This window comes from Candidatus Poribacteria bacterium (assembly GCA_026706025.1).
Lineage (GTDB): Bacteria > Poribacteria > WGA-4E > WGA-4E > WGA-3G > WGA-3G.
In genome coordinates this window covers 105,930-126,697 of sequence record JAPOZO010000089.1, presented here as the reverse complement: position 1 = coordinate 126,697, position 20,768 = coordinate 105,930, and the positions used below count along the sequence as shown (strand labels likewise).

The 20,768-nt window shown below is 48.8% G+C and carries 20 protein-coding genes, 1 tRNA gene and 1 pseudogene; 8 read left to right on the top strand and 14 right to left on the bottom strand.

The window, feature by feature from the left end; genetic code table 11:
* Positions 1 to 233 precede the first annotated feature (233 nt).
* From OXH00_23365 to OXH00_23335, 7 genes and pseudogenes are all read left to right on the top strand, one after another.
* A complete protein-coding gene (locus OXH00_23365) occupies positions 234 to 1,046 on the top strand; it encodes a phytanoyl-CoA dioxygenase family protein (protein MCY3743964.1) in 813 nt (270 codons plus the stop codon).
* A gap of 26 nt (positions 1,047 to 1,072) precedes the next feature.
* A complete protein-coding gene (locus OXH00_23360; GenBank protein MCY3743963.1) occupies positions 1,073 to 1,885 on the top strand; it encodes a phytanoyl-CoA dioxygenase family protein in 813 nt (270 codons plus the stop codon).
* A gap of 126 nt (positions 1,886 to 2,011) precedes the next feature.
* Complete coding sequence (locus OXH00_23355) at positions 2,012 to 3,676, top strand: thiamine pyrophosphate-requiring protein (protein ID MCY3743962.1); 1,665 nt, start codon at positions 2,012 to 2,014, stop codon at positions 3,674 to 3,676.
* Between the two features lie 627 nt (positions 3,677 to 4,303).
* Positions 4,304 to 4,675, top strand: a complete 372-nt coding sequence (locus tag OXH00_23350) for a hypothetical protein (GenBank protein ID MCY3743961.1) — start codon at positions 4,304 to 4,306, stop codon at positions 4,673 to 4,675.
* Between the two features lie 24 nt (positions 4,676 to 4,699).
* A pseudogene (locus OXH00_23345) lies at positions 4,700 to 5,074 on the top strand (LamG domain-containing protein).
* 120 nt (positions 5,075 to 5,194) lie between these two features.
* Entirely contained in the window at positions 5,195 to 5,983 is a 789-nt protein-coding gene (locus OXH00_23340) for a LamG domain-containing protein (GenBank protein MCY3743960.1), read from the top strand.
* Between the two features lie 129 nt (positions 5,984 to 6,112).
* Positions 6,113 to 6,328: an AAA family ATPase gene (locus tag OXH00_23335; protein MCY3743959.1), complete on the top strand. Its 216-nt coding sequence runs from the start codon at positions 6,113 to 6,115 to the stop codon at positions 6,326 to 6,328.
* 58 nt (positions 6,329 to 6,386) lie between these two features.
* Here OXH00_23335 and OXH00_23330 read toward each other — a convergent pair whose 3' ends face one another.
* The gene (locus OXH00_23330) at positions 6,387 to 7,034 is read right to left on the bottom strand and encodes a tetratricopeptide repeat protein (protein MCY3743958.1); all 648 of its coding nucleotides are present in this window, start codon (positions 7,032 to 7,034) and stop codon (positions 6,387 to 6,389) included.
* Between the two features lie 140 nt (positions 7,035 to 7,174).
* Here OXH00_23330 and OXH00_23325 point away from each other — a divergent pair, with 140 nt between their 5' ends.
* A complete protein-coding gene (locus tag OXH00_23325) occupies positions 7,175 to 8,224 on the top strand; it encodes a Gfo/Idh/MocA family oxidoreductase (protein MCY3743957.1) in 1,050 nt (349 codons plus the stop codon).
* A gap of 190 nt (positions 8,225 to 8,414) precedes the next feature.
* On the opposite strand, the gene OXH00_23320 is transcribed toward OXH00_23325, so the two are convergent.
* The 13 genes from OXH00_23320 to OXH00_23260 all read right to left on the bottom strand — a co-directional run bounded on the left by OXH00_23320 (position 8,415) and on the right by OXH00_23260 (position 20,676).
* Positions 8,415 to 9,380 (bottom strand): zinc-binding dehydrogenase, encoded by a 966-nt coding sequence (locus OXH00_23320; GenBank protein MCY3743956.1) that lies wholly within the window; start codon positions 9,378 to 9,380, stop codon positions 8,415 to 8,417.
* Between the two features lie 131 nt (positions 9,381 to 9,511).
* Positions 9,512 to 10,522, bottom strand: a complete 1,011-nt coding sequence (locus OXH00_23315) for a 3'(2'),5'-bisphosphate nucleotidase (protein MCY3743955.1) — start codon at positions 10,520 to 10,522, stop codon at positions 9,512 to 9,514.
* 98 nt (positions 10,523 to 10,620) lie between these two features.
* Positions 10,621 to 11,208, bottom strand: coding sequence for an aminoacyl-tRNA hydrolase (pth, locus tag OXH00_23310; protein ID MCY3743954.1), 588 nt, complete (start codon positions 11,206 to 11,208; stop codon positions 10,621 to 10,623).
* Positions 11,209 to 11,237: 29 nt separating this feature from the next.
* Positions 11,238 to 11,999, bottom strand: a complete 762-nt coding sequence (locus OXH00_23305) for a GerMN domain-containing protein (GenBank protein MCY3743953.1) — start codon at positions 11,997 to 11,999, stop codon at positions 11,238 to 11,240.
* 38 nt (positions 12,000 to 12,037) lie between these two features.
* Positions 12,038 to 13,288 carry an N-acetylmuramoyl-L-alanine amidase gene (locus tag OXH00_23300; protein MCY3743952.1) on the bottom strand — a complete coding sequence of 417 codons (1,251 nt, stop codon included), beginning with the start codon at positions 13,286 to 13,288 and terminating at the stop codon, positions 12,038 to 12,040.
* Positions 13,209 to 13,910, bottom strand: a complete 702-nt coding sequence (locus OXH00_23295; protein ID MCY3743951.1) for a 50S ribosomal protein L25 — start codon at positions 13,908 to 13,910, stop codon at positions 13,209 to 13,211. Before OXH00_23295 ends, OXH00_23300 begins: the two co-directional genes overlap by 80 nt.
* A gap of 201 nt (positions 13,911 to 14,111) precedes the next feature.
* Positions 14,112 to 14,183 (bottom strand) — tRNA-Gln (locus OXH00_23290).
* Between the two features lie 4 nt (positions 14,184 to 14,187).
* Entirely contained in the window at positions 14,188 to 15,075 is an 888-nt protein-coding gene (locus OXH00_23285) for a 4-(cytidine 5'-diphospho)-2-C-methyl-D-erythritol kinase (GenBank protein MCY3743950.1), read from the bottom strand.
* Between the two features lie 12 nt (positions 15,076 to 15,087).
* Positions 15,088 to 15,978, bottom strand: coding sequence for a hypothetical protein (locus tag OXH00_23280; protein MCY3743949.1), 891 nt, complete (start codon positions 15,976 to 15,978; stop codon positions 15,088 to 15,090).
* A gap of 1 nt (position 15,979) precedes the next feature.
* Positions 15,980 to 17,170 carry an aspartate aminotransferase family protein gene (locus tag OXH00_23275; GenBank protein MCY3743948.1) on the bottom strand — a complete coding sequence of 397 codons (1,191 nt, stop codon included), beginning with the start codon at positions 17,168 to 17,170 and terminating at the stop codon, positions 15,980 to 15,982.
* 94 nt (positions 17,171 to 17,264) lie between these two features.
* Positions 17,265 to 18,401, bottom strand: coding sequence for a galactonate dehydratase (gene dgoD, locus OXH00_23270; protein ID MCY3743947.1), 1,137 nt, complete (start codon positions 18,399 to 18,401; stop codon positions 17,265 to 17,267).
* Positions 18,402 to 18,547: 146 nt separating this feature from the next.
* The gene (locus OXH00_23265) at positions 18,548 to 19,354 is read right to left on the bottom strand and encodes a phytanoyl-CoA dioxygenase family protein (GenBank protein MCY3743946.1); all 807 of its coding nucleotides are present in this window, start codon (positions 19,352 to 19,354) and stop codon (positions 18,548 to 18,550) included.
* 164 nt (positions 19,355 to 19,518) lie between these two features.
* On the bottom strand, positions 19,519 to 20,676 hold the full coding sequence (locus tag OXH00_23260; GenBank protein MCY3743945.1) for a Gfo/Idh/MocA family oxidoreductase: 1,158 nt from the start codon (positions 20,674 to 20,676) through the stop codon (positions 19,519 to 19,521).
* Positions 20,677 to 20,768 lie beyond the last annotated feature (92 nt).

Sequence of the window (20,768 nt, the reverse complement as noted above, 5' to 3'; positions counted from 1 at the left end):
TTATCTAACAGGGCTTACGCACATTGCGTAAATATCGGACGTTTAGACGCAAAAAGCGGTAATTTTTGTCCTTTAAACCCCCTAAATCCCCCTTATCAAGGGGACTTTAAGAGGGAATGCGTAAGTCCTATCTAATAATGGGTGTAAGCCCAACCAACGGGCGGGCTGGATATACGCAAGGGATTTTTCCTTATACAATTCGCCTAAACGAACCGCAAGGAAAATTAAAAAACATGCTCAATCAAACGCAGGTTGACACATTTCGTGAAAAAGGTTTTCTCCTCGGAAACCGTGTACTAAGTGACGAACAGGTTGACGAATTACGGTCAGAATTGGCACGCGTCATTGATAATTATGAGAAACCTGAAGTTCCACAGCCGGTACGTATCGCCAACCTCGGCGGTAAAGAAGAGAGTCCTGTCTGGCAGATCGTTAATATTTGGGAAGCGAGTTCAGCCTATCACCGACTGGTTCACAATCCGATCATAGTGGAAGAGATTGGACAGCTCATGTCGGCGACAGAGTTGCGGGTCTGGCACGACCAAATCCAATACAAACCGCCAAAGGTCGGTGGGGTCAATCGCTGGCATCAGGATTCGCCATTGTGGGGGATTCTCATGCCGAAGACGAGTCAGGTGAGTGCCTGGGTAGCGTTGGACGATGTTGATGAGAGCAACGGGTGTATGCGGATGGTTCGCGGTTCCTATCATTGGGGAAGTCAAATGCCGTTTCTACGAGAAATCCCAGACATCCATACAATGCCGGATCGTTTTGAAGATAACGCGTTAGCGGTGGAGTTCTGCCCTGTACCGAAGGGACATGTCCATTACCATCACGCTTTGACATGGCACGGGTCCCATGACAACACCAGTGAGGGGCCGCGGCGTGCGATTGCGGTACATTATATGACGGGTGAGACTGTTTATGATGAAAGTGGCAATCACATCATGAAACGTTTTGTAACCGTCAATGGTGGTAATAAGTTGGCAGGTCACCATTTTCCGCTTGTGATGGACGAAGGAAAACCGACAAAAGCAAATATATAAATCTTTTTAATCGATAGGAGACAGATATGCTCAACCAAACCCAAGTTGACACATTTCGTGAGAAAGGTTTTCTCCTCGGAAACCGTGTTTTAAGTGATGAACAGGTTGAGGAATTGCGCTCAGAATTGGCACGTGTGATTGATGACTACGAGAAAGTCGATATTCCGCAGCCGGTGCACATTGCCAATCTCGGGGGTAGAGAGGAGAATCCTGTCTGGCAAGTCGTTAATATTTGGGAGGCGAGTTCTGCCTACCATCGACTCGTTTACAACCCGATTATTGTGGAAGAGATTGGACAGCTGATGTCAGCGACAGAGTTACGTGTATGGCACGACCAGATCCAATACAAACCACCGCAAGTCGGGGGTGTCAACATGTGGCATCAGGATTCACCCTATTGGCCTATTCTTACCCCAAAAACGAGTCAGGTAAGTGCTTGGGTGGCGTTGGATGATGTTGATGAGAGCAACGGATGTATGCGTATGGTCCCGGGTTCTCACCATTGGGGCAACCAGATACCATTCTTGCATTCCATCAAGGACATCCATTCTATGCCGGATCGCTTTGAAGATAACGAATTAAAGACAGAGTTCTGTCCCGTGCCGAAAGGGTATGTCCATTATCATCATTCCTTGACATGGCATGGATCACATGACAACACGAGTCAGAATCCACGGCGCGCAATTGCAGTGCATTACATGACCAGTGAAACGCTCTACGATGAAAGTGGCACTCACGTCATGAAGCCTTTTGTTACCGTTAATGATGGCGATAAGTTGGAAGGCGATAGTTTTCCGCTTGTGATGGATGCTGGGAAACCGACGCACCTCAGTGTATAAGTCTTTTTTTTTCCCAGTTATCAGTCGTTAGTACGATTTTTCTCTCACTGCGAGGCATGAAAAAAATCTTTCAGTTTTCAGTTACAAGAGACTTTGGAACTATCCAAAATCTCTTGTAACTGAAAACTGACGACTCTAAAAAGGAAAGTTAAAAATATGAAAGTTGTTGATGCAATTGCAAAAGTCCTTAAAGCGGAAGGCGTGGAATACCTATTTGCGTATCCCGTTAATCATATCATTGAGGCGGCGGCGAAACTGGACATCCGTCCGATTATTGTCAGACAGGAACGAATTGGGCTTCACATGGCGGATGCGCTGAGCCGAATGACTTCTGGAAAGAAGATTGGTGTCTTCTGTATGCAGAGTGGACCTGGTTCCGAAAACGCGTTTGGAGGGGTCGCACAAGCGTACGGTGATTCCGCCCCGATTGTGGTTCTGCCGGGCGGCTATTCCCGAGGTTTAACACAGATCCAACCGAACTTCAATTCTGCTCTGAACTATCGACACGTGACAAAGTCATGTGAACAGGTCACATTGCCTGAAGCCGTCCCGGAGGCGATGCGGCGCGCCTTTACGCAAGTTCGGAATGGTAGACCGCGTCCTGCGCTCGTTGAATTCCCGTCGGATCTGTTTAATGAAGAAATTTCGGATTCCTTTGATCCGACACCTGTTCCGAGAGTGCGCTATGGACCTGACAGCGCGTCAATTGAAGCCGTTGCGGAGGCACTGCTTGATGCCGAGTGTCCTGTGATCTACGCGGGGCAGGGTGTGCATTATGCACAAGCTTGGGATTCTTTGAAGGAATTGGCGGAGCTGCTCGCTGCCCCTGTAACAACGAGTTTAGGTGGTAAAAGCGCATTTCCTGAAAATCATCCATTGGCACTCGGTTCTGGTGGGCGTGCCATTCCGAAGCCTGTGCATCACTATCTCCAAAAAACCGACTTAATTTTTGGTATCGGATGTAGTTTTACCCGAACCGGTTTCGGTGTCAGGATTCCAGAGGGAAAACGGGTGATTCATGCGACATTAGACCCAGCAGACATTAACAAGGATGTCCCCGTAGAAACGGCACTTGTCGGCGATGCGGGTTTGATTTTAGATGGATTGGTGGAAGCTGTCCGTGACCGTTCCAACGGCGCGTCCGAAGATCGCGCGGCAGCTGTCACTGGGGAAATTAGTGCAGTTAAAACCGAGTGGCTTGAAGAATGGAATTCTAAACTCACTTCTGATGAGGTGCCGATGACACCCTATCGCGTCATCTGGGATCTGCTGCGGACTGTTGATGTCGAAAATACAATTATTACGCACGATGCCGGGAGTCCACGCGACCAAATGTCCCCCTTCTGGCAATCTGTTGCACCGCTGACCTATATCGGTTGGGGCAAAACAACGCAGCTCGGCTATGGTCTTGGGCTCGCTATGGGTGCGAAACTCGCGAGACCCGATCATCTTTGCGTTAACGTTTGGGGTGATGCCGCCATCGGCTTTACTGGCATGGATTTTGAGACCGCTGTACGGGAACGGATCCCGATCCTCTCCGTTCTTTTCAACAATTTCTCTATGGCGATTGAGATTCCGATTATGCCTGTTTCCACCGAAAAATTCAGATCTACAGACATTTCTGGCAACTACGCGGATATGGCAAAGGCATTCGGTGGTTACGGCGAACGCGTCGAAACACCCGACCAGATTATTCCAGCGATCCAGCGCGGCATTCAGAAAACGCAGGAAGGCGTGCCTGCCCTCCTTGAGTTTATCACCGCGAAGGAGATTCAGATTTCGAGTTTCTAAGCAGTTGTCAGTTATCAGTCGTCAGTCGTCAGTTAAGAGGGTTTATGGAACTTCAAATACCTTTTGTTACTGACCACTGAAAGGTTTGCGTGGCAAATCGTACCGATAACTTTAACCATCAACTCGTCTACAGATACTTTTGTTAAGGCACGAGTTGATGGTTAAAACTTTGACATACTCCCCCCGCTAAAGCAGGGGGATTCTTAGAAACCTCCTGTGCGGGGCGGATCGTGCGATCAACGACCTTGGCTTGCGTAGCAAGTCTTACAAAGCCTCCTGCAACAGCTAATGCCCTAACTGCGTGCCGTAAAGCACCTTACGAAATGTTTTGAGTCGCCTGTTTCAAATGGAATGTGCTTTTTTAAGCAATCTTTTCCTACTAACGACTGACGAGCAGATTTTCAACAAGTATAGAGTCGTGTGAGGCTTTTACGTAGTTATCTCACTTGTTTAGTGTATCTACCACAACATGAACTACAACCTATGCCGAACACTACTTATTTAGACGATTTAGAGAGAAAAAGGATTAGAAAAAAACAACGAAAAACATGGGCGGTGTCTACATCCCAAACCTACGAGGGTTGGGTTTTGACACCGAAGATTTGATAAAAAAAGGAGTCCATTGTAATGAGACCGATTATCACAGTTTTCATCGTCATCGCTCTGAGTTTCAGTGTCAGTGTGTGGGCAATAAACGATGATGACGCGCTCATGTTGTACTTCACTTTTGACGAAGACGACGGTGGCAAAGTTTTAGACGTGAGTGGAAATAACCTTGAAGGCACCTTTGAAGGTGCAGTCTGGTCGAAAGATGGCAAATTCGGTGGTGCTGTCCATCTTGAAGACACTGAGAAATTTGTAGAGGTTGACGCGGTCCCTGAACTTGACATCACTGATGAACTCACGATCCAAGCGTGGTTTTTCCCAGAGGAGTCCCAAGGTGACTCTAACTTGATGGGACGCAGGAGCGGGGCGAACGTCGGGGGTTATTGTCTCTAGTGGAGTGCACAGTTTACCGGTTCCCCACAAATCGAGACGTGGATCAACATCGGTGGATGGCAAGGTTCTCGGAATAAACAGACCATTAAACCGGCGTTGAAGGAGTGGCATCACGTCTCTTCTACCTACGATGGCGATATGATTCGCCAATACATTGATGGTGAATTGGATGTCGAATTTGAACCGCCTGCTGGTAAGATTAACAGCATTGATGTTGTCTTCCGTATCGGTAAGGCGCAAACGGGACTAAAGGGGATGGTCGGCTTGGTCGATGAGGTGGCGATCTACAACCGCGCCCTCACTGTTGAAGAGATTAACCAAGATATGGAAAACGGTGTTTTCTTTGCTGTGTCTCCGAAGGATAAACTTGCTACGACGTGGGGCAAGTTAAAAATGTGAAGTAGATAAATATTCTCTGTCATAGCAGCAGTGCCACAATGCCTGCCTGTTGCCAAGTTTTATCGTAGGGGCGGGTGCTTGTACCCGCCCTTTTGTTCATTCTAAAAGGAGGAACCACTGATGAGAACCCAGATGCTTATGATGCTATGCGTTTTTCTAAGTCTATCGCTCTGCTTCGCGGGGTACACTGCGGGCGGGAAGGGTAATGTGAAACAACTCGGTAAGCAGCTTTATGTCTGGCACTTCGACGAAGGTAACGGGAAACAGAGCGAGGAGGCGACTGCTGGCTTGGTCGGTGAATTCGAGGGAAATATCAAGTGGGCTGAAGGCATTCTCGGCGAAGCCGTGCAGATGGCGGGTGAAGCTGGCAAAGCTGATTTCATAGAGGTTGCACACTCCGATGAGATTGATATAGACGAAGCCATTACTATGATGGCGTGGGTTTATCCTGACGAACTCCCCGCGGGTGGTCAGGAAAATAAATTCACTATCTTTTACAAGAACACCTATTATCTGCAAATTGAACCCGGAGAAGGGAAGCTCGCTTACTACTTCTACGAGACCAGTGTCCCTGGTTACCATATTTCTGACGGCAAGATCAAAGCGAAAGAGTGGAGCCATGTTGCTGTTGTGTGGGATGGCAAGGAAGCCGGTTTCTATATCAATGGTGAATCTGATGGCACTGCTATCGCGCAGAAGGGACCCGGTCTAAGCAGAGCGGATAAGCCTTTACGGTTCGGCGGTGAGAATAACGGATGTTGTCCCCGTTTCTTTCAGGGACGTATTGATGAATTAATGTTAGCCAACTATGCGCTGACTGAAGCGGAACTCCAGAAGATTGTTAGCGATACGCTTGATGTTTCGGCGCGTGGTAAATTGGCGACGATGTGGGGTAATTTGAAGAGATAGTAGTAAATTGTATCTGTCTACTTCCTATTGTAAATAGAGATGGGCGAGATTTCAATCTCGCCCATTTTTCGTTGCCAGTAGGTAGGAATAGGCGTATAATAGGTTTAAGATCGTTGCTGGTAGGTAAAGATGATGCAGAGAACCAAAGAGATACAGCAATCACCAGATATTCGTATTGCAGTGGAGAATTTTGGACCTATAGAGAAGGCAGAAATAGATCTCCGTCCACTGACTGTGTTCGTCGGTGAGAGCAACACCGGTAAAACATATCTCTCCGCGCTCATTAGAAGTGAAACAACTCAAAAGGCCCCAGTTACAAGTGCCTTTTGGTGGGAAATCATGTGAAATTAAGACAACGCGCTGTGGTAGAAAGTTAGCAGATATATTGTAAAGTGCTTGGAATTCACGGAAGTTCAGACACAATTCCCTTAAGGGTATTCTCTTGTTGCGCAAGTGTTTTAAGCTCTGGGTTGAGACGGACCGCCTGAGTGAGCGAGTCTATCGCTTTTTGAGATTTGTCCTCTAAGGCGTAAGCACAGGCAAGGTTATAATGGAGTGAGGCAGTTTTCGGAAAAGTTTTGAGGGCTTGTAGGCACACCTCGCGCGCTTCTGCCGCTAAGTTCTGCCGGAGATAGGCAGTTGTCAGATTGATGTAACCTTTCGCGCTATTGGGTACTATCTCAATCGCTTTCTTAAAATTCTCAACAGCAGAAGCGTATTCCTTTATGCTGGCGTACAGATGTCCAAGGTTATTGTAAGCCGAGGAAATCGATGAATCTTTCGTGAAGAAAAGCGTACGCGTCTTATTTTTAATCGCCTTCTGATATGCTTCAATTGCTTGTTTTGCTTCGCCTTTGTGCATCAGGAAAGTTGCCTTCCGATAGTGGTCATTGAACTGGGTTTGGTGATGCCAGACCCAGATAAACAGCACTGTCACTGCAAGGCAAAACGTCATGCAGACGATTCTAAAGGCTTTATTGGTAGGTGTCTGCTCAGTGTCTTGCTCCTCTGTAGGTGCCTGCTCTGGAACTTGATTTTCGTTGGAAGTCATAATTTATTTTCCATGCTTCGTAGGTGTGATTCATTCTATAGATATAAAATCTGTGCTTGTTTACCAAAGTATACAGAATACATCAGAAACCGATAATCTGACCGTAGGTCAGATTATAGCAAAGGACCATAGTTAAAAATATGAAAACTTACGGATTTGGTATTATTGGGTGCGGAATGATTTCCGATTTCCACTCCGCCGCAATTTCTGAATTAGAACACGGGCAATTGGTCGCAGTCAGTTCACGGAACGCTGAAAACGCCAAACGACTTACCGATCGATACGACGTTGATAGCTACACCGATTATTCAGAGATGCTCAAACGAGACGACTTAGATATCGTCTGCGTCTGTACGCCAAGCGGTGCGCATTTAGAACCTGCTGTTGCCGCCGCAGAAGCCGGTAAACATGTCATCGTCGAAAAACCGTTGGAAATCACCTTACAACGATGCGATCAGATTATTGAAGCGTGCGATGCAGCAGATGTTCGACTCTGTGCTATCTTCAATTCACGTTTCACTGAAAGCACGCAACTCGTTAAGTCCACAATTGAGAGTGGTCGGTTCGGCAAGTTGACCTTAGGCGATGCCTACATCAAATGGTACCGCTCCCAAGAGTATTACGACAGTGGCGGCTGGCGCGGCACGTGGGACCTTGACGGCGGTGGTGCGCTCATGAACCAGTCTATCCACGCTATTGATCTACTCCAGTATTTTATGGGTCCCGTCAAAACCGTTCAAGCGTTCACCGATACGTTGGCGCATGAACGGATAGAGGTTGAAGATGCCGCGGTCGCCGCGCTCCGGTTTGAAAACGGTGCACTCGGTGTCATTGAAGGCACGACTGCTGCTTACCCCGGCATGCTTAAGAAAACTGAAATCTCTGGTACACACGGGACCGTCGTTTTAGCCGAAGAGGACATCGTTACATGGGAATTCGACCCGGAGCTTCCTGAAGATGCGGAAATCCGAGAGAAATTCGCCCAAAAGACAGATACCGGCGGCGGTGCGTCTGACCCGCGTGCGATTAATCATGCGAATCATCGGCGACAGATGGAAAACCTGATTAATGGACTTGAAAGTGATGCCTCACATCTCGTTGATGGACGTGAGGGACGCAAAGCCGTTGAGATTATCCTTGCTATTTATCAATCCAGCCGTGAGGGACGTCCTGTTGAATTACCGTTGTAGCTGATGAAGATTAATTTATTAATTCGGTAATGTTGAAACGTGCGATAATGCAGGTCGCATTTGGGGTTTTGCTTGGGTGTTTCTTCGCGTACGCCGCAGAATCGCACTACTACGGGTTTCCCGTCTGTTTGTAGTAGAGCAATTTATTGTCCGTCTACCGAAATATTTTCTTAAACTTCATCAGCTACTACTATTGGTAATCAAAAACTATCTTAATCGCCTCGTCTTTCTTGTTGAGTGCCATTTCAAATCCGAGTTGTGCTTCTGTGAAAGGTAGATGGTGTGTAATAATCGGCGACACATCCAAGCGACCTTGGGCAATCATATCCATCGCCAGTGGGAAGTCGTTCTGTGCATCCGGCCCAACGGAACCGATGAATTTGAGGTTCTTACGGAAAAAATCTGCGAAGTGGAAGTCGTAGATATGGTCATCCGGTACGCCGAAAGCGAGGAGTGTACCTTCACGTTTTAAGAGTTCAAGACACTGGTTGATAGTCTCTGTTTGGTGACCGACGACCTCAACAACCAGATCCGCCATCCTACCTTCCGTAATTTCCTCAATGGCAGCGACAGGGTCTTCCTTGGCAGCGTTAATCGTATGTGTTGCACACATCTTCTTTGATACTGTGAGTCGGAAATCGACCAGATCGGTCGTAATTACCGTCTTCGCGCCGAGGTTGCTCAGCATGTGTGTAAAGAGTAATCCCATCGGTCCCTGTCCGATAACGACTGTATCAAGGTTGAGTAGGTTCGGCAGTTTCCGACATGCCCAAACCACAGTGCCGAGCGGTTGGGACATCAGGATGCAATCTTTTCGTGGGAAGTCCGTCAACGGCATCGTGACGCTTTCATCCGAGAGGAAGTATTCTGAGAGTCCACCGACGTGGCGTGGTAGTGCGAGCACCTCATCTCCTATCTTGAATCTATCTGATTTGCTGTCTGTGACAACGCCTATCGCCTCGTGAATCGAAAGCCCCGCTCCAAGTGGGTAACTTTCTGCTGGGTGTTCAAGGACGAACGATGGCATATCCGTTCCGCAGATGGCACTGTGGACGGTTTTAATCATCACTGTGCCGTCGGGATAGTTGGTGAGGTTCGGTTGTTCTATGTCAATAATTTCGATCTGACGGGGTGCAACAATTTGCCCAACTTTCATGTTTTTAACTATGGCCTCTTGTGATGAGGTCTGTACTTGATCGCTTCGGCGTACAGGTTCCTTAATTGTTTTAGATGAGAAGGTTGAGATTCGGGAATCCCACCTACGTGCTATTTCGTCGAGTATCAGAATTACAGTTTAGTTAGTGCTTTCAAAACGTGTTGATGGAGTTTTCCGTTGGTTGCGACAATGCCTCGATTTTCATGCATCCGTTTTCCTGTCAAAAAATTAAGGGGTGCGCCATTCGCGTCTGTGACCGTACCGCCTGCTTCCTCAACTACAATCATCCCCGCGGCGTGGTCCCAGATGCACTCGCGGTAATCTGGAAAAGCCGGATTCGGGAGACGGATATAAAGGGACGCTTCGCCACGCGAAACGATGCCGTACTTGGCTTGGCTGTCCATCTGGACAGGCGATTCTGTAATCCCGAGTGCGTTCGCAATCTTGGCATGTGCATCGCTGTCACCGTGTGTGGACTCGAAACTCTCTGCGAATCGGTGGACTGCTTTTGATACGTGTACGGGTTCTAAAGGTTCACCTGTTTTGGTGTAGAGTTGTGTGCCTTCGCCGCGAATTGCGACAAAAAGGCATCCGCGCTCAGGTTCTGCAGCGTCCAGTCGGTAGGGCAGATTCGGGCACCCCAAAACACCGAGTTGAACAACGCCGTCAACAATGTAAGCCAAGGCAATCGCGTACTGGTCGCGACGCAGAAAACCTTTCGTGCCGTCAATCGGATCAAGCGTCCAGAAACTTGGTCCGACTTCACCGCTCCCCTTATTGATCCATTCGCAAATGGTTTCTGCTGAAGGCGATGTGTCTTTGTAAAAACGGTTCACGTAGTCAGTGACGCGTTCCAAGAGCGACGCGTTCTCTTTGAGTGCTTTTGCGTTTTCCTCCGCGACGATAGTGGCATCGGGAAAAGCATCGCCAATCGCTTGACATATCAGTGCCTGCGACCCGAAGTCCGCGACGGTTACAGGGCTTCGGTCTGCCTTTTGAATCGCATCTGTTGACACCATCTCGGCTTGCACTTGTTCACAGAGTTGTATTGCTTTTAGGACAGCATCAATGGCTGTTTGTATTTTGGCTTTCGGCTTTCGGAGACTTTCGTCCGTCAGCAAAGAGGGTTTTTGGGTTGTCATCAGTTTCCTGTTTGGTTTTAATAGTTGTCAGTACGATTTTTTCTCACTGCGAGGCATGAAAAATCTTTCGGTTATCAATTATTGGACTGACTGCTATTTTAGCGACTGTTAAATTTATTCATTACTGTCAGAATGTCGTCTTTGACGAGGGTTTCAAGGGCATTGACGGCACGATCAACAGTATGTGCTATTTCAATTTCTTCATCTTCCGAAAATTCGGTGAGGACATAATCGACTAAGGCCCCGATCGGTTCACCGATACCGATGCGCAAGCGCGGGAATTCTGTGGTGCCTAAGTGATGGATGATAGATTTCATTCCTTTTTGCCCGCCATCGCTGCCCTTCCGCCGCATCCGAAGTGCACCGATGTCTAAGTGGACATCGTCATAAACGATGCAGAGTTCCGGCAGCGGAATCTCAAACCGCCTAACGAGTGCCGCGACAGCAGCACCGCTGTTGTTCATATAGGTCATCGGTTTGGCGAGGATGATAGACGCGTTGTGCCATGTCGTCTGTATAACCAGCGAGTTGCAAATTGATGCGTGTGTCGGTCGCTGCTCAGAATCTCGTTGGCAGAATTCTTCATAGAGCGCGTCGATCACGCGAAAACCGACGTTATGTTTTGTCTGTTCATAGCGTATCCCTGGATTGCCGAGTCCAACGATGAGTTTTGTGTTTTTGTCCATGCTTAGTCCGGTTCGGGCATTATATCGTTTTATTCGGGAAGGCGTAAAGGTTGCGAGAGGTTGAGGTGCCCTGCAATTGTTTTCACTTCCTCGCCATCAATTAAAATTTGAACCTGTTTAATGTCATCAGGGAATGCGTCAAAGACGGTTTTGAGAATTGCTGTGACCGTCAGAAATTCTGCTGTTGTGCCGCCAATATGTCCATCAGTGAGATGACTTGAGAAGTCCAAGTACGCGGTCTGTTGGCTGTCGATGTAAACTTCGTTGAGTTCTGTTCCACGGGGGATGGTGTTTCTGAAGTTCGGCGGTGTTTCCTGAATAAGTGCTCTGACCACCTGACTCAAACGTGGCGTAAGTTCTCTATGGAGTCGCCGTTCGGTTTTAATGGGAACGAGTGTAAGCGTGGTAGCATCAAGCAGAAATAGATTGACCTCTTGGGGTTCCGGTGGCGTATCTAAAGGGTTAGCGGCAGTCGGTATCACGGGTGGTGCAATTGGCAGCATTACTTGCTTCGATCTTTCAATGAGCAGTAGTGTCACACCGAGACAGATAAGTACCGCAATGAAGGTTATTCCCCAGATGACTAAGAGTCTCGAAAATCCGGCATTGTTAAATAGTTGTCGGTTGTCGGTTTGCCTCGCAGTGAGAGTTGTTCGGTTAAGAGGCAAACGCTGATAATAAAGTTTTTCTCTTAACTGATAATCGAAAGGTTTTTCGCAGAAAAACCGAACTGAAAACCGATAACCATTTGTGCTTTGAGACGTATTCGTTGCTGCCTGATCGTCTATCATAGTTCTTCCTGTCGTAAGCCGCTTGATGTCCTATTATTTTATCGCTGTTGTGGGATCTGCTGGTTGGCAGAAGATATGTATCGTTGGAGTGCGCGGGTAATCGCTTGTGAAACGCTTTCGGTGTACTCAGCATTAGAAAGTTTTTCTAAGTCCTCGACGTTGGAAAGGTAGCCGAGTTCTAAGACAACGGCGGGCATATAGGCTTCAGATAACGCAATGAGTGGGAGGTCGATAATCTGAATCGGCGTTTCTGTTAGAAAGTTCAGTTCCGTTTGTAGTGCGCGTGCGAAGTCATGGCTCTGCTTTAAAAAATTGACTTGGGTAAGAACTTTTAGCCGTTGTCCTGTGAGTGTTGGTTTGGTGGTACTTGGGAAACGGATTTGTCCTTTGGGGTTGTTGAGGTAGATCCTGATACCTTTTTCATGAGGTGAGAAAGAGGCGTTACAGTGTAAGCTGAGGAAGAGTTGGCCTTGATTCTGTTTAGCGACCTGAATGCGCTCAAACTGTGTTCTTTTGGTGTCTGTTTCGCGAGTGAGATAAACCTGTACGCCCTGCTGTTTACTGATCCGTTGAAGTTGTTTTGCGAGTGCGAGGACGATGTTTTTCTCAAGGATCCCGGTGCTACCTTCGCAGCCTTGGTCGTCTCCGCCGTGTCCTGGATCGACAATAATGCTCCAATTTTGGATGTTGTCTGTCTCTACGGATGTCCATGTGCCTTTCGGTCTTATCTGTAACCTATTCAAGTTGGAGTTGTAGATGACATCAACATTATTGAAAATTGGCAGGAGTTGTTTAAAAAAGGCGATGGGCAGCATGGGGCGCTGAGCGATAATAATGGGCGGAGTAGAGAGTGTGAGTGTCTGTCCACCATCAATACTAACTGTTGGTTTATCCATTTGCAGGCGAATTTGCCTACCTTTGATTTCAAGGGTGAGTCGTTTTTGGGGATGGTTATATTGATGGGTCGCCGCGGGATCGATGACCTGTTTCACCGCGTCAACGGGAAGGTAAACCTGCTCTTCTCGGTGTTGCGCAGACACTTCCGCAATGGTTTTCCCATCTGCGTCAATGAAACGGACGGCAGGTTCTTCGGCGATACTACTAAGCGTGGCAGCAAAAACAAGAATGCCTAAGAAAAGCACGCCGGCTTTAAGAGGGGCAGCGTACCTATTGACGTACTTTCCTTGTGCTTTCTTGGTACAAACAGCGTTATTCGTCCTCGTCGTCGTCCCTACGTCTACGGGAGATAATTTCTGGTTCCGAAGGCTGTTCAGCAGCGGCTTCTTCACCTTCTTCACCTTCAACTTCACCTTCTTCACCTTCTTCAGCCTCTGGTGTTTCGTCTTCGAGTTGGACACGCGGCTGGCTGACCGTCGCTATAATCCGTTGCGGGTCATCTAAGATTTCGATGTCCTCATCGAGGCTTAAGTCGCTCACATGGATAGCGTCACCGATGTCTAATTCACCGACGTTAACCGAAATATCGGTCGGCGTGCGCATAGGCAGACAGTGAAGTGACACATGGCGGAGCGGAAATTCGAGGACGCCTCCCTCCTGCACGCCAGGCGGATTACCTTCCAAAACCACCGGGACGGCTGATGTTACAGGTTCATCCAGCGAGATTCTGATGAAATCCGCATGGACCAACGTATGTTTTTCGACCGGATGGCGTTGAATTTCTTTGATGATAACGGTTTCACTATCCGCTTCACCGATTACCATATTGATGATGACGTTTTCGCCGTACGTTCGTAGAAATTGGTTGAAGGTCCGTGCGTTAAGTTGAATCGACAAGGTGTCTTGCGCGCGCCCATACAACACAGCGGGGAGCCCACCGTTACGTCGTAGGTCGCGTGCGCTCTGCTTCCCGAAAGTATCGCGTTGTTGAACCTCTAATTTTGCTTGTAGCATTTTGTTTTTTTACTTTTCCTTGCGGTTAAAATTCGTGCGTTTAGACTCCTGAGTACGTTTCTTAAATCCGCACTCCATTTCATTCCGTGCTAAAGTTTCTGATGTTATTGAAACCTGTGCTTAATGGAATGGCGCGCGGGGCGAAAACCTGCTCGTGAAAAAAACTTTTTCATAGATTCAGGAACCGTATCAAAAAGGAGACAGGGCGGGTAGGATTCGAACCTACGCATGCAGGTGCCAAAGACCTGTGCCTTACCGCTTGGCCACCGCCCTTTAATTAACCATCAATGTATACACCGACAGGACTGGTTACCGTCGTCTCGCAAAAGTTAACCTTGTTTCTGTTTCTGAAGTGTGATTCACTCTGGCGTGCGGCTTGACTGTCATGCATTATAGCGAACAGCGTGGCACCGCTCCCTGACATCAGCGCGCCACAACAACCGGGCTGCGTAGATAGCGCGGTTTTTAGCGCAGCGATTTCGGGATGTTCGGAAAAAACGGGTATTTCAAGAAGATTATAAAGGTTTTTCCCGATGCTGAGGATGTCACCCTTCTCTATGTAAGTCCTTATAATTATACCGTCTTTTTCAGGCTTTGTCAAGGGAAAGTTTAACTTTTTAAAAATAGCCGCTGTCGAGATTTCAACGCCTGGGTTTAAAAGGAGGAGCGGTAGGTCAGAGAGTACGGGAAGACGCGTTAACTGGTCGCCGATACCAAGTCCTAATGCGGCACCGCCGTGCAGACAGAACGGGACATCTGCGCCTAACTGCGCCCCGAAGCGCATTAGGGGTTCCTGTGTGAAACCGAGTCCAAAGAGTTCGTTCACGCCGTGAAGGACGGCGGCAGCGTTTGCACTCCCGCCTGCAAGTCCAGCGGCGACCGGAATCCGTTTGAAAATCTCAATTGCGATGCCGCCGATGCCACCTACGGCATCGCTGAGGCATTGTGCCGCACGGTGTGCCAGATTGCGAGCATCGGACGGAACCGCTGGATGTTCGCAATGGACGGTTATATGCTTTGTGTTCTGCTTGCGGATGATAACATCGTCGTGCAAACCGATAGAATGAAAGATCGTTTCGAGGTTGTGATAGCCGTCCTTGCGTTTTCCGACGACATTTAGATAGAGGTTGATTTTCGCATGGGCGCGAACGCGTAAATTTCGCACGATTTTTGTCTGTCAATCCGCTAATTCTGATAACGGGATGATTTCAAAATCCTCTGATAGGAACCGTGCCGCGTCAAACTTACTATCCTTAATCTCGACATTCAGTTCGACTTTGGCAATATTGACAGCAACCCGCGTTTGTTCGATCGGACGTTTGATTTCGACCTTGTGTGGACGTAAGATACCGCCTACTTTTCGATAGTCGGAAAAAGTGGCGCGTTGCTGAAGCACTCCGTTTTTATCGTGGATATGCCAATCTGTCACTCGCGGTTCACCTTCACGGACAAAGAGGGTAACGGTTTCTACATGTTCGTCTTTGATCCCTGGGCGCGTGATGGTAAATTTTGCGCCGGAGTTTTCAACCGATGTGAAATTATCCGTGCGTCTGTCAAGAAACGGATTGGCGAAGATGGCACTCAAGACATCTGAGACGCGCAGGTCTACACCAAAAATCTCTTTTAAAGCCCCGTCGGATAGTGGCCCGTGGTAGGTTCTTTCTTCGTTCAGAAGCGCGAGTACGAATTGATTCTCGTCTCGATTAGCGATTACGACTGCACGTGGTTCGTTGATGGGGCCTAATGCTTGGATCAGGAGCAGCTCCCCACCGCTTTCTGATTTTTTATACCACAGCGATTCTCGGACTTCTTCGCGCTGATCGCCTTCCTCAATGGTTACTGCCATCTGGATTATCTTTAAAGAGCCGGTGAGATCGTATCTCGCTTGCAGTGTATTGAGGATACCCTCTACTTCCGCACGGGTGGCGGGTGACAATCGATCCGCGGAAGTACTGGGAATACATCCAGCGATGACTACGAACAGTAGAAAGCACACAGCGTGCACTGTGAAAAAAATCGCGGTCTGGCAATCGTTCCTACTGGGGATTCGGTGTATCGGATATGACATCTTAAAGAGTTTCCGACATCGATTTTTCGACGATATTAACGGCTTCTTCGACGTGACCTGCGTTGATATTCAGCGGTGGTAAGAACCGGAGGACATAATCGTTGGTGCATATCGTGACAAGCCCGTTCTCAATACATTGCGCTGCGAGTGGTTTGGCATCGACTTCCATGACTAAACCGCGGAGTAAGCCTTTTCCACGGATCTCTTTAATCGGATACTTGCTCTTGAGTTCCATGAGTCCGCCTGCAAGGTAATTCCCCATTTTAACGGCGTTCACGGCGAGGTTCTCTTCGAGAATCGTTCTGACGGTTGCGGCTGCCGCTGCAGTGACTAACGGATTACCGCCGAATGTCGCTGCGTGGGTCCCGGGAACAAAGCTCTCCGCTATATGCCGTTTCGCTAACATCGCACCAATAGGTACACCGCTACCGAGTGCTTTTGCCATGGTAATTACATCTGGCACGACACCATAACTCTGATATCCGAAGAAGGTCCCTAATCTCCCCATTGCTGTCTGTACTTCGTCAAAGATTAGTAGCAGATTATGTTTATCACAGAGTTCTCGTAATCCCTGGAGGTAGCCATCGCTTGGCATATTAACGCCGCCCTCGGACTGAATCGGTTCAACTAAGATGGCGCAGGTTTTTTCGCTGATGGCGGCTTCTGTTGCTTCGAGGTCGTCGAACGGCACGTATTTGAAACCTTCAAGCATCGGTTCAAACCCGACATGGTATTTCGTCTGCGCAGTGGCAGTGATGGTTGCCATTGTGCGTCCATGGAACGAGTTATCCATTGTGATGATTTCGTAGGCATCCGTTCTGCCGCTGTCTTTGGTGTATTTCCGCGCCAGTTTAATTGCTGCTTCGTTCGCTTCGGCACCGCTATTACAGAAGAAGCACTGATCCATATCGGAGTTGTCGATGAGGAGTTTCGCGAGTTCTGCCTGCGGTTGAATATAATAGAGATTGGACGTGTGCAGCAGGTTGCCAGCCTGCTCACGGATGGCTTCGACGACTTTCGGGTGGCAATGTCCTAAGCCGTTAACGGCGAGTCCACCAAGGAAGTCGAGGTATTTTTTACCGTCGGCATCCCAGAGGTAAGGTCCTTCGCCTTTAACGAATGCCAGGCTTCTGTCGCCGTAAGTATTAATAATATATTCTGTCGCCATCGCTTTAATTTCAGCGGTTGTCATTCTTCAATTTTCTCCTTTGTGGCAACGGCACACGGAGCGTGCCTACTACCTTTAAGTGGCAACGGCACACGGAGCGTGCCTGCTACCTTTAAGATTACCAATTCGTATAGGCACCGTCGTCGCGTTGATAGCCGTGGGGTGGTCCATATTCTTGCGTTGTGACGTTGGTAAGCGCGTCTTCATTGAATTCGATACCGAGTCCTGGACGTTCAGGCGGTAAGAGGTAGCCTGCTTCCCAAGGCACCTGCACGGGAAAAACGTCGGTCATTGAGGACATTGGGGCGCGTGGCTGTTCCTGTACACCGAGGAGTGCTGATGACAAAGAGAGATGCAGACACGCCGCAGCGGATACAGGTCCTAATGGATTATGCGGTGCTATGTAGATATAATGCGTTTCACACCATCCTGCGATTTTGCGTGCCTCCGTTAACCCACCGGCGATGCAGAGATCGACGCGGCAGTAATCCATGAGATCTTCTTCAATGACTTCTCGGAATGTCCACTTGCTATCAAATTGCTCACCAACTGCAATTGGCACCGAGGTCTGCTGTCTAAGCCGTCTGAGACTGGCGGGGTTTTCTGCTCGAAGGGGGTCCTCAATGAAAAATGGATCGTATTGTGCGACCTTGTTACAGAAATCAAGGCTGTCTGCTGGATCGAGGCGGGTATGCACGTCAATCAGTATTTCAAGATCGTCGCCGAATGCGTGGCGGACGGCTTCTACCTGCTTAACACAGTTTCGGACCGCGCGTCTGGGTTCAAACGTCCCGCCACTGTCAGAATGATCAACCACGCTCCATCGGACGAATTTCCAACCGGCTTCGTAGGTTTGCCGACAGCTCTCGATGAGTGCCTCAATTGATCCACCACCGTTGTGTGGGTAGCAGACGACTTTGTCTCGCGTGCGTCCGCCCAAGAGTTCGTAGACGGGGACGTTCAGTGCTTTTCCTTTGATGTCCCAGAGTGCAATATCTACGGCACTCACTGCGGCGGATTGGACGACGCCGCCGGGGAAGAAGCCGCCACGAAACATCACTTGCCACAGGTGCTCAATGCGAAACGGGTCTGCGCCGATAAGAAACGGCTCAAATGAGCGGATGACTTCGGCTAAGGCGAGCGCGCGGCGGCGTAATCCGCCCTCTCCGACACCGTAGATACCGGCATCGGTTTCGACTTTCACGAAGAAATGACCGCTTTCTGATACAAAGGATTTGACATTCGTAATCTTCATGTTTTTAAATATTTGGGTTCTGCTCCGTTTTTTCCGTTGTTAAAAACGGGTTTTTTGTCAATTTTCAACAACGTAGATTATAAGTGGATTGTTTCAAAGTCAAAGAAATCGTAGTTGGGTTGAACAAGGTGAAATTCAACGGATCTCTACACGGCATCTAACGTTGGTGTGTTGTCCTGACAGTGGACGGGACGGAAGAGCGTTTGACGTTTGAACGGCATCTTTTCGAGGTGCTTTGGATGGGGGTCCCACTTATGCCACTTGTTTCCAACAGTATTGTAGCATTGGAAAAGTGCGACTCGATCGGCTTCTTCGTCTGTCCATTTCGCCCCTGTGTGTGTGATTGCCTCTGTAAAAACCAGCATGGAACCAGCGGGGCAGGTGTAGTCCTCCCACAGCGGTGAATTGCGATCCGCCGTTGACTTTGGAGCCGGAAATGCGCCTTTATGACTGCCAGTAAGAAACATCGTTCCACCGCCGCCTTCCTGGACCGGGTTGAGTTCCCAGACGACACGCGTCAATCCGCTGTGTGCCTTGTCGTGGTGCAGATGATACGTATGCGAGTTGCCGGGGAAGTTGAGCATCCCGCGTCCGCCGTGCGGTTGGAAGTTATCGTGTCCGTTTGCTCGGATAGTTAGGAATGTGCTTTCCAGCCGGAATCCGTAGCAGTTTTCATTCGCATAACCGGAGGTCAGGAATTCGTTCATGAATCCGAGCACAATGGGATGATCTGTGAGCGATTCAAGGGGACCGCCAATAGAAGAACGATGGTGTTCAGGGATTGACTCGGGATCCTGTTTGAGTTGGTAACAGAACTCACGCATCTCTTTAACCTCGGTTTCACTGAGCACCCCTGGGAACAGGAGCCATCCACGGGTATCAAAGAGAAACCGTTGTTCTTCGGTAAGTGGGATCGGTGGTAGATTGTCAGCATTCGTTGTAGGGTTCGGCATGGGTTTCTTCCTTAGAGGAATAGTTGTCAGTTTTTAGTAGTTGTCAGTTGTCAGTACGGTTTTCTCTCACTGCGAGGCATGAAAAACCTTTCAGTTTTCAGAAAGAGACTTTGGGATTATCAGCTATCTCTTTTAACTGATAACTGATAACCGATAACTGATAACTATTGATACAAACGTTCGTCTTCCAGTGATAGCCAGGTACCGTAGTCGCGCGGCATCTCTTTTATGTCGCCTAAACCGGCTTCGGTACGCCACTGTAATAGCGGATGCTCGCGGTTTTTCTGGGGTAATTCAACACGTGTGCCGTAAACAGCAGATTCAAAAATCGCCATCAAAATCTCAATGACGTGGCGACCCTCTTCGCCGTTAGACTCGTGTTCTCGGTCCTCGTCTAATGCGTTTACATACTCTTCAACGAAGCAGTAATCGTCGGCATCTGCCCCTTTATTTGGATCAAAATGCTCTGGATAGATAGAAGGGAGTGCTTCCCACTGGTCGTGTGTGCCATCGGGGACGAAATGCGGTGTGGGTAGCCACCACGAGCCTTTCAATTCCGACCAGAAGAGTCTGCCTTCAGTGCCGTAGAGTTCCATGACGTAGGCATCGGTATCAACCTTTGGAAATCGGTGCTGAATGAGCGTGCCGGTGACATTTCCGTCGAATTGGAACGTTGCGGTAACATATTCGCCTGTGACTGTGCCCATGCCAGCCGGTGAGGGTAGGACATCATCATGGACGATGGCGCGACCACCCGTTGTCGCCTGTGCTACGACGCTTCGGCAGTGTCCACCGAAACGGAGCATGTTGTTGACGACGTGCGTTCCGATGTTCATTAACCCGTAACCGGCGTAGTAGCCTTTCCCGCTGGCGTAGATGTAGCGGAGGTCGCCAATTTTTCCTTCGTCTAAGGCTTTCGCGACCGCATGCATTGATGGACTCGTGCGGCGTTGATGATGCACGGCGACGCGAGCGTTTTTCGCTTTCGCCTTCGCCAGCACTTCATCGGCTTGAACGAGGTCAATGCAGAGGGGTTTCTCTACCTCAATATTCACGCCGTGTTCAAGGACACGCATACAGAGCGGATAGTGGGCCTCTGTTGCTGTCGGGATAGCGACAATGTCGGGTGCTGTCTGTTGGATCATCTCGTCTAAATCGGTGAAGTGTGCTGAGACGTTCACGATGTTACCGAGTGCCTCTAACCGTTCTTCGACGAGGTCACAGAGTGCCACGATTTCGGTGCGCGGATGTGCGTGGTATGCCTTTGCTGCGGAGGTGCCGCGGCTCCGACACCCCAGTATGGCAACGCGATAAGTTTTCATAATTTTTAACGATTGGATTCCCGCTCGGCTTTTTCCGCCCCTTCTTAGTAACAGGTGGGGTCCCTGTCAAAAGCCGGTTTGCGATGCGCCTC

Coding starts and splice junctions, on each gene's coding strand:
- OXH00_23350 (MCY3743961.1), top strand. CDS start 4,304: ATGAGACCGATTATCACAGTTTTCATCGTCATCGCTCTGAGTTTCAGT.
- OXH00_23340 (MCY3743960.1), top strand. CDS start 5,195: ATGAGAACCCAGATGCTTATGATGCTATGCGTTTTTCTAAGTCTATCG.
- pth (MCY3743954.1), bottom strand. CDS start 11,208: ATGGACAAAAACACAAAACTCATCGTTGGACTCGGCAATCCAGGGATA.
- OXH00_23305 (MCY3743953.1), bottom strand. CDS start 11,999: ATGATAGACGATCAGGCAGCAACGAATACGTCTCAAAGCACAAATGGT.
- OXH00_23360 (MCY3743963.1), top strand. CDS start 1,073: ATGCTCAACCAAACCCAAGTTGACACATTTCGTGAGAAAGGTTTTCTC.
- OXH00_23365 (MCY3743964.1), top strand. CDS start 234: ATGCTCAATCAAACGCAGGTTGACACATTTCGTGAAAAAGGTTTTCTC.
- OXH00_23330 (MCY3743958.1), bottom strand. CDS start 7,034: ATGACTTCCAACGAAAATCAAGTTCCAGAGCAGGCACCTACAGAGGAG.
- OXH00_23325 (MCY3743957.1), top strand. CDS start 7,175: ATGAAAACTTACGGATTTGGTATTATTGGGTGCGGAATGATTTCCGAT.
- OXH00_23280 (MCY3743949.1), bottom strand. CDS start 15,978: ATGTCATATCCGATACACCGAATCCCCAGTAGGAACGATTGCCAGACC.
- OXH00_23320 (MCY3743956.1), bottom strand. CDS start 9,380: ATGAAAGTTGGGCAAATTGTTGCACCCCGTCAGATCGAAATTATTGAC.
- OXH00_23335 (MCY3743959.1), top strand. CDS start 6,113: ATGATGCAGAGAACCAAAGAGATACAGCAATCACCAGATATTCGTATT.
- OXH00_23265 (MCY3743946.1), bottom strand. CDS start 19,354: ATGCCGAACCCTACAACGAATGCTGACAATCTACCACCGATCCCACTT.
- OXH00_23260 (MCY3743945.1), bottom strand. CDS start 20,676: ATGAAAACTTATCGCGTTGCCATACTGGGGTGTCGGAGCCGCGGCACC.
- OXH00_23275 (MCY3743948.1), bottom strand. CDS start 17,170: ATGACAACCGCTGAAATTAAAGCGATGGCGACAGAATATATTATTAAT.
- dgoD (MCY3743947.1), bottom strand. CDS start 18,401: ATGAAGATTACGAATGTCAAATCCTTTGTATCAGAAAGCGGTCATTTC.
- OXH00_23295 (MCY3743951.1), bottom strand. CDS start 13,910: ATGCTACAAGCAAAATTAGAGGTTCAACAACGCGATACTTTCGGGAAG.
- OXH00_23315 (MCY3743955.1), bottom strand. CDS start 10,522: ATGACAACCCAAAAACCCTCTTTGCTGACGGACGAAAGTCTCCGAAAG.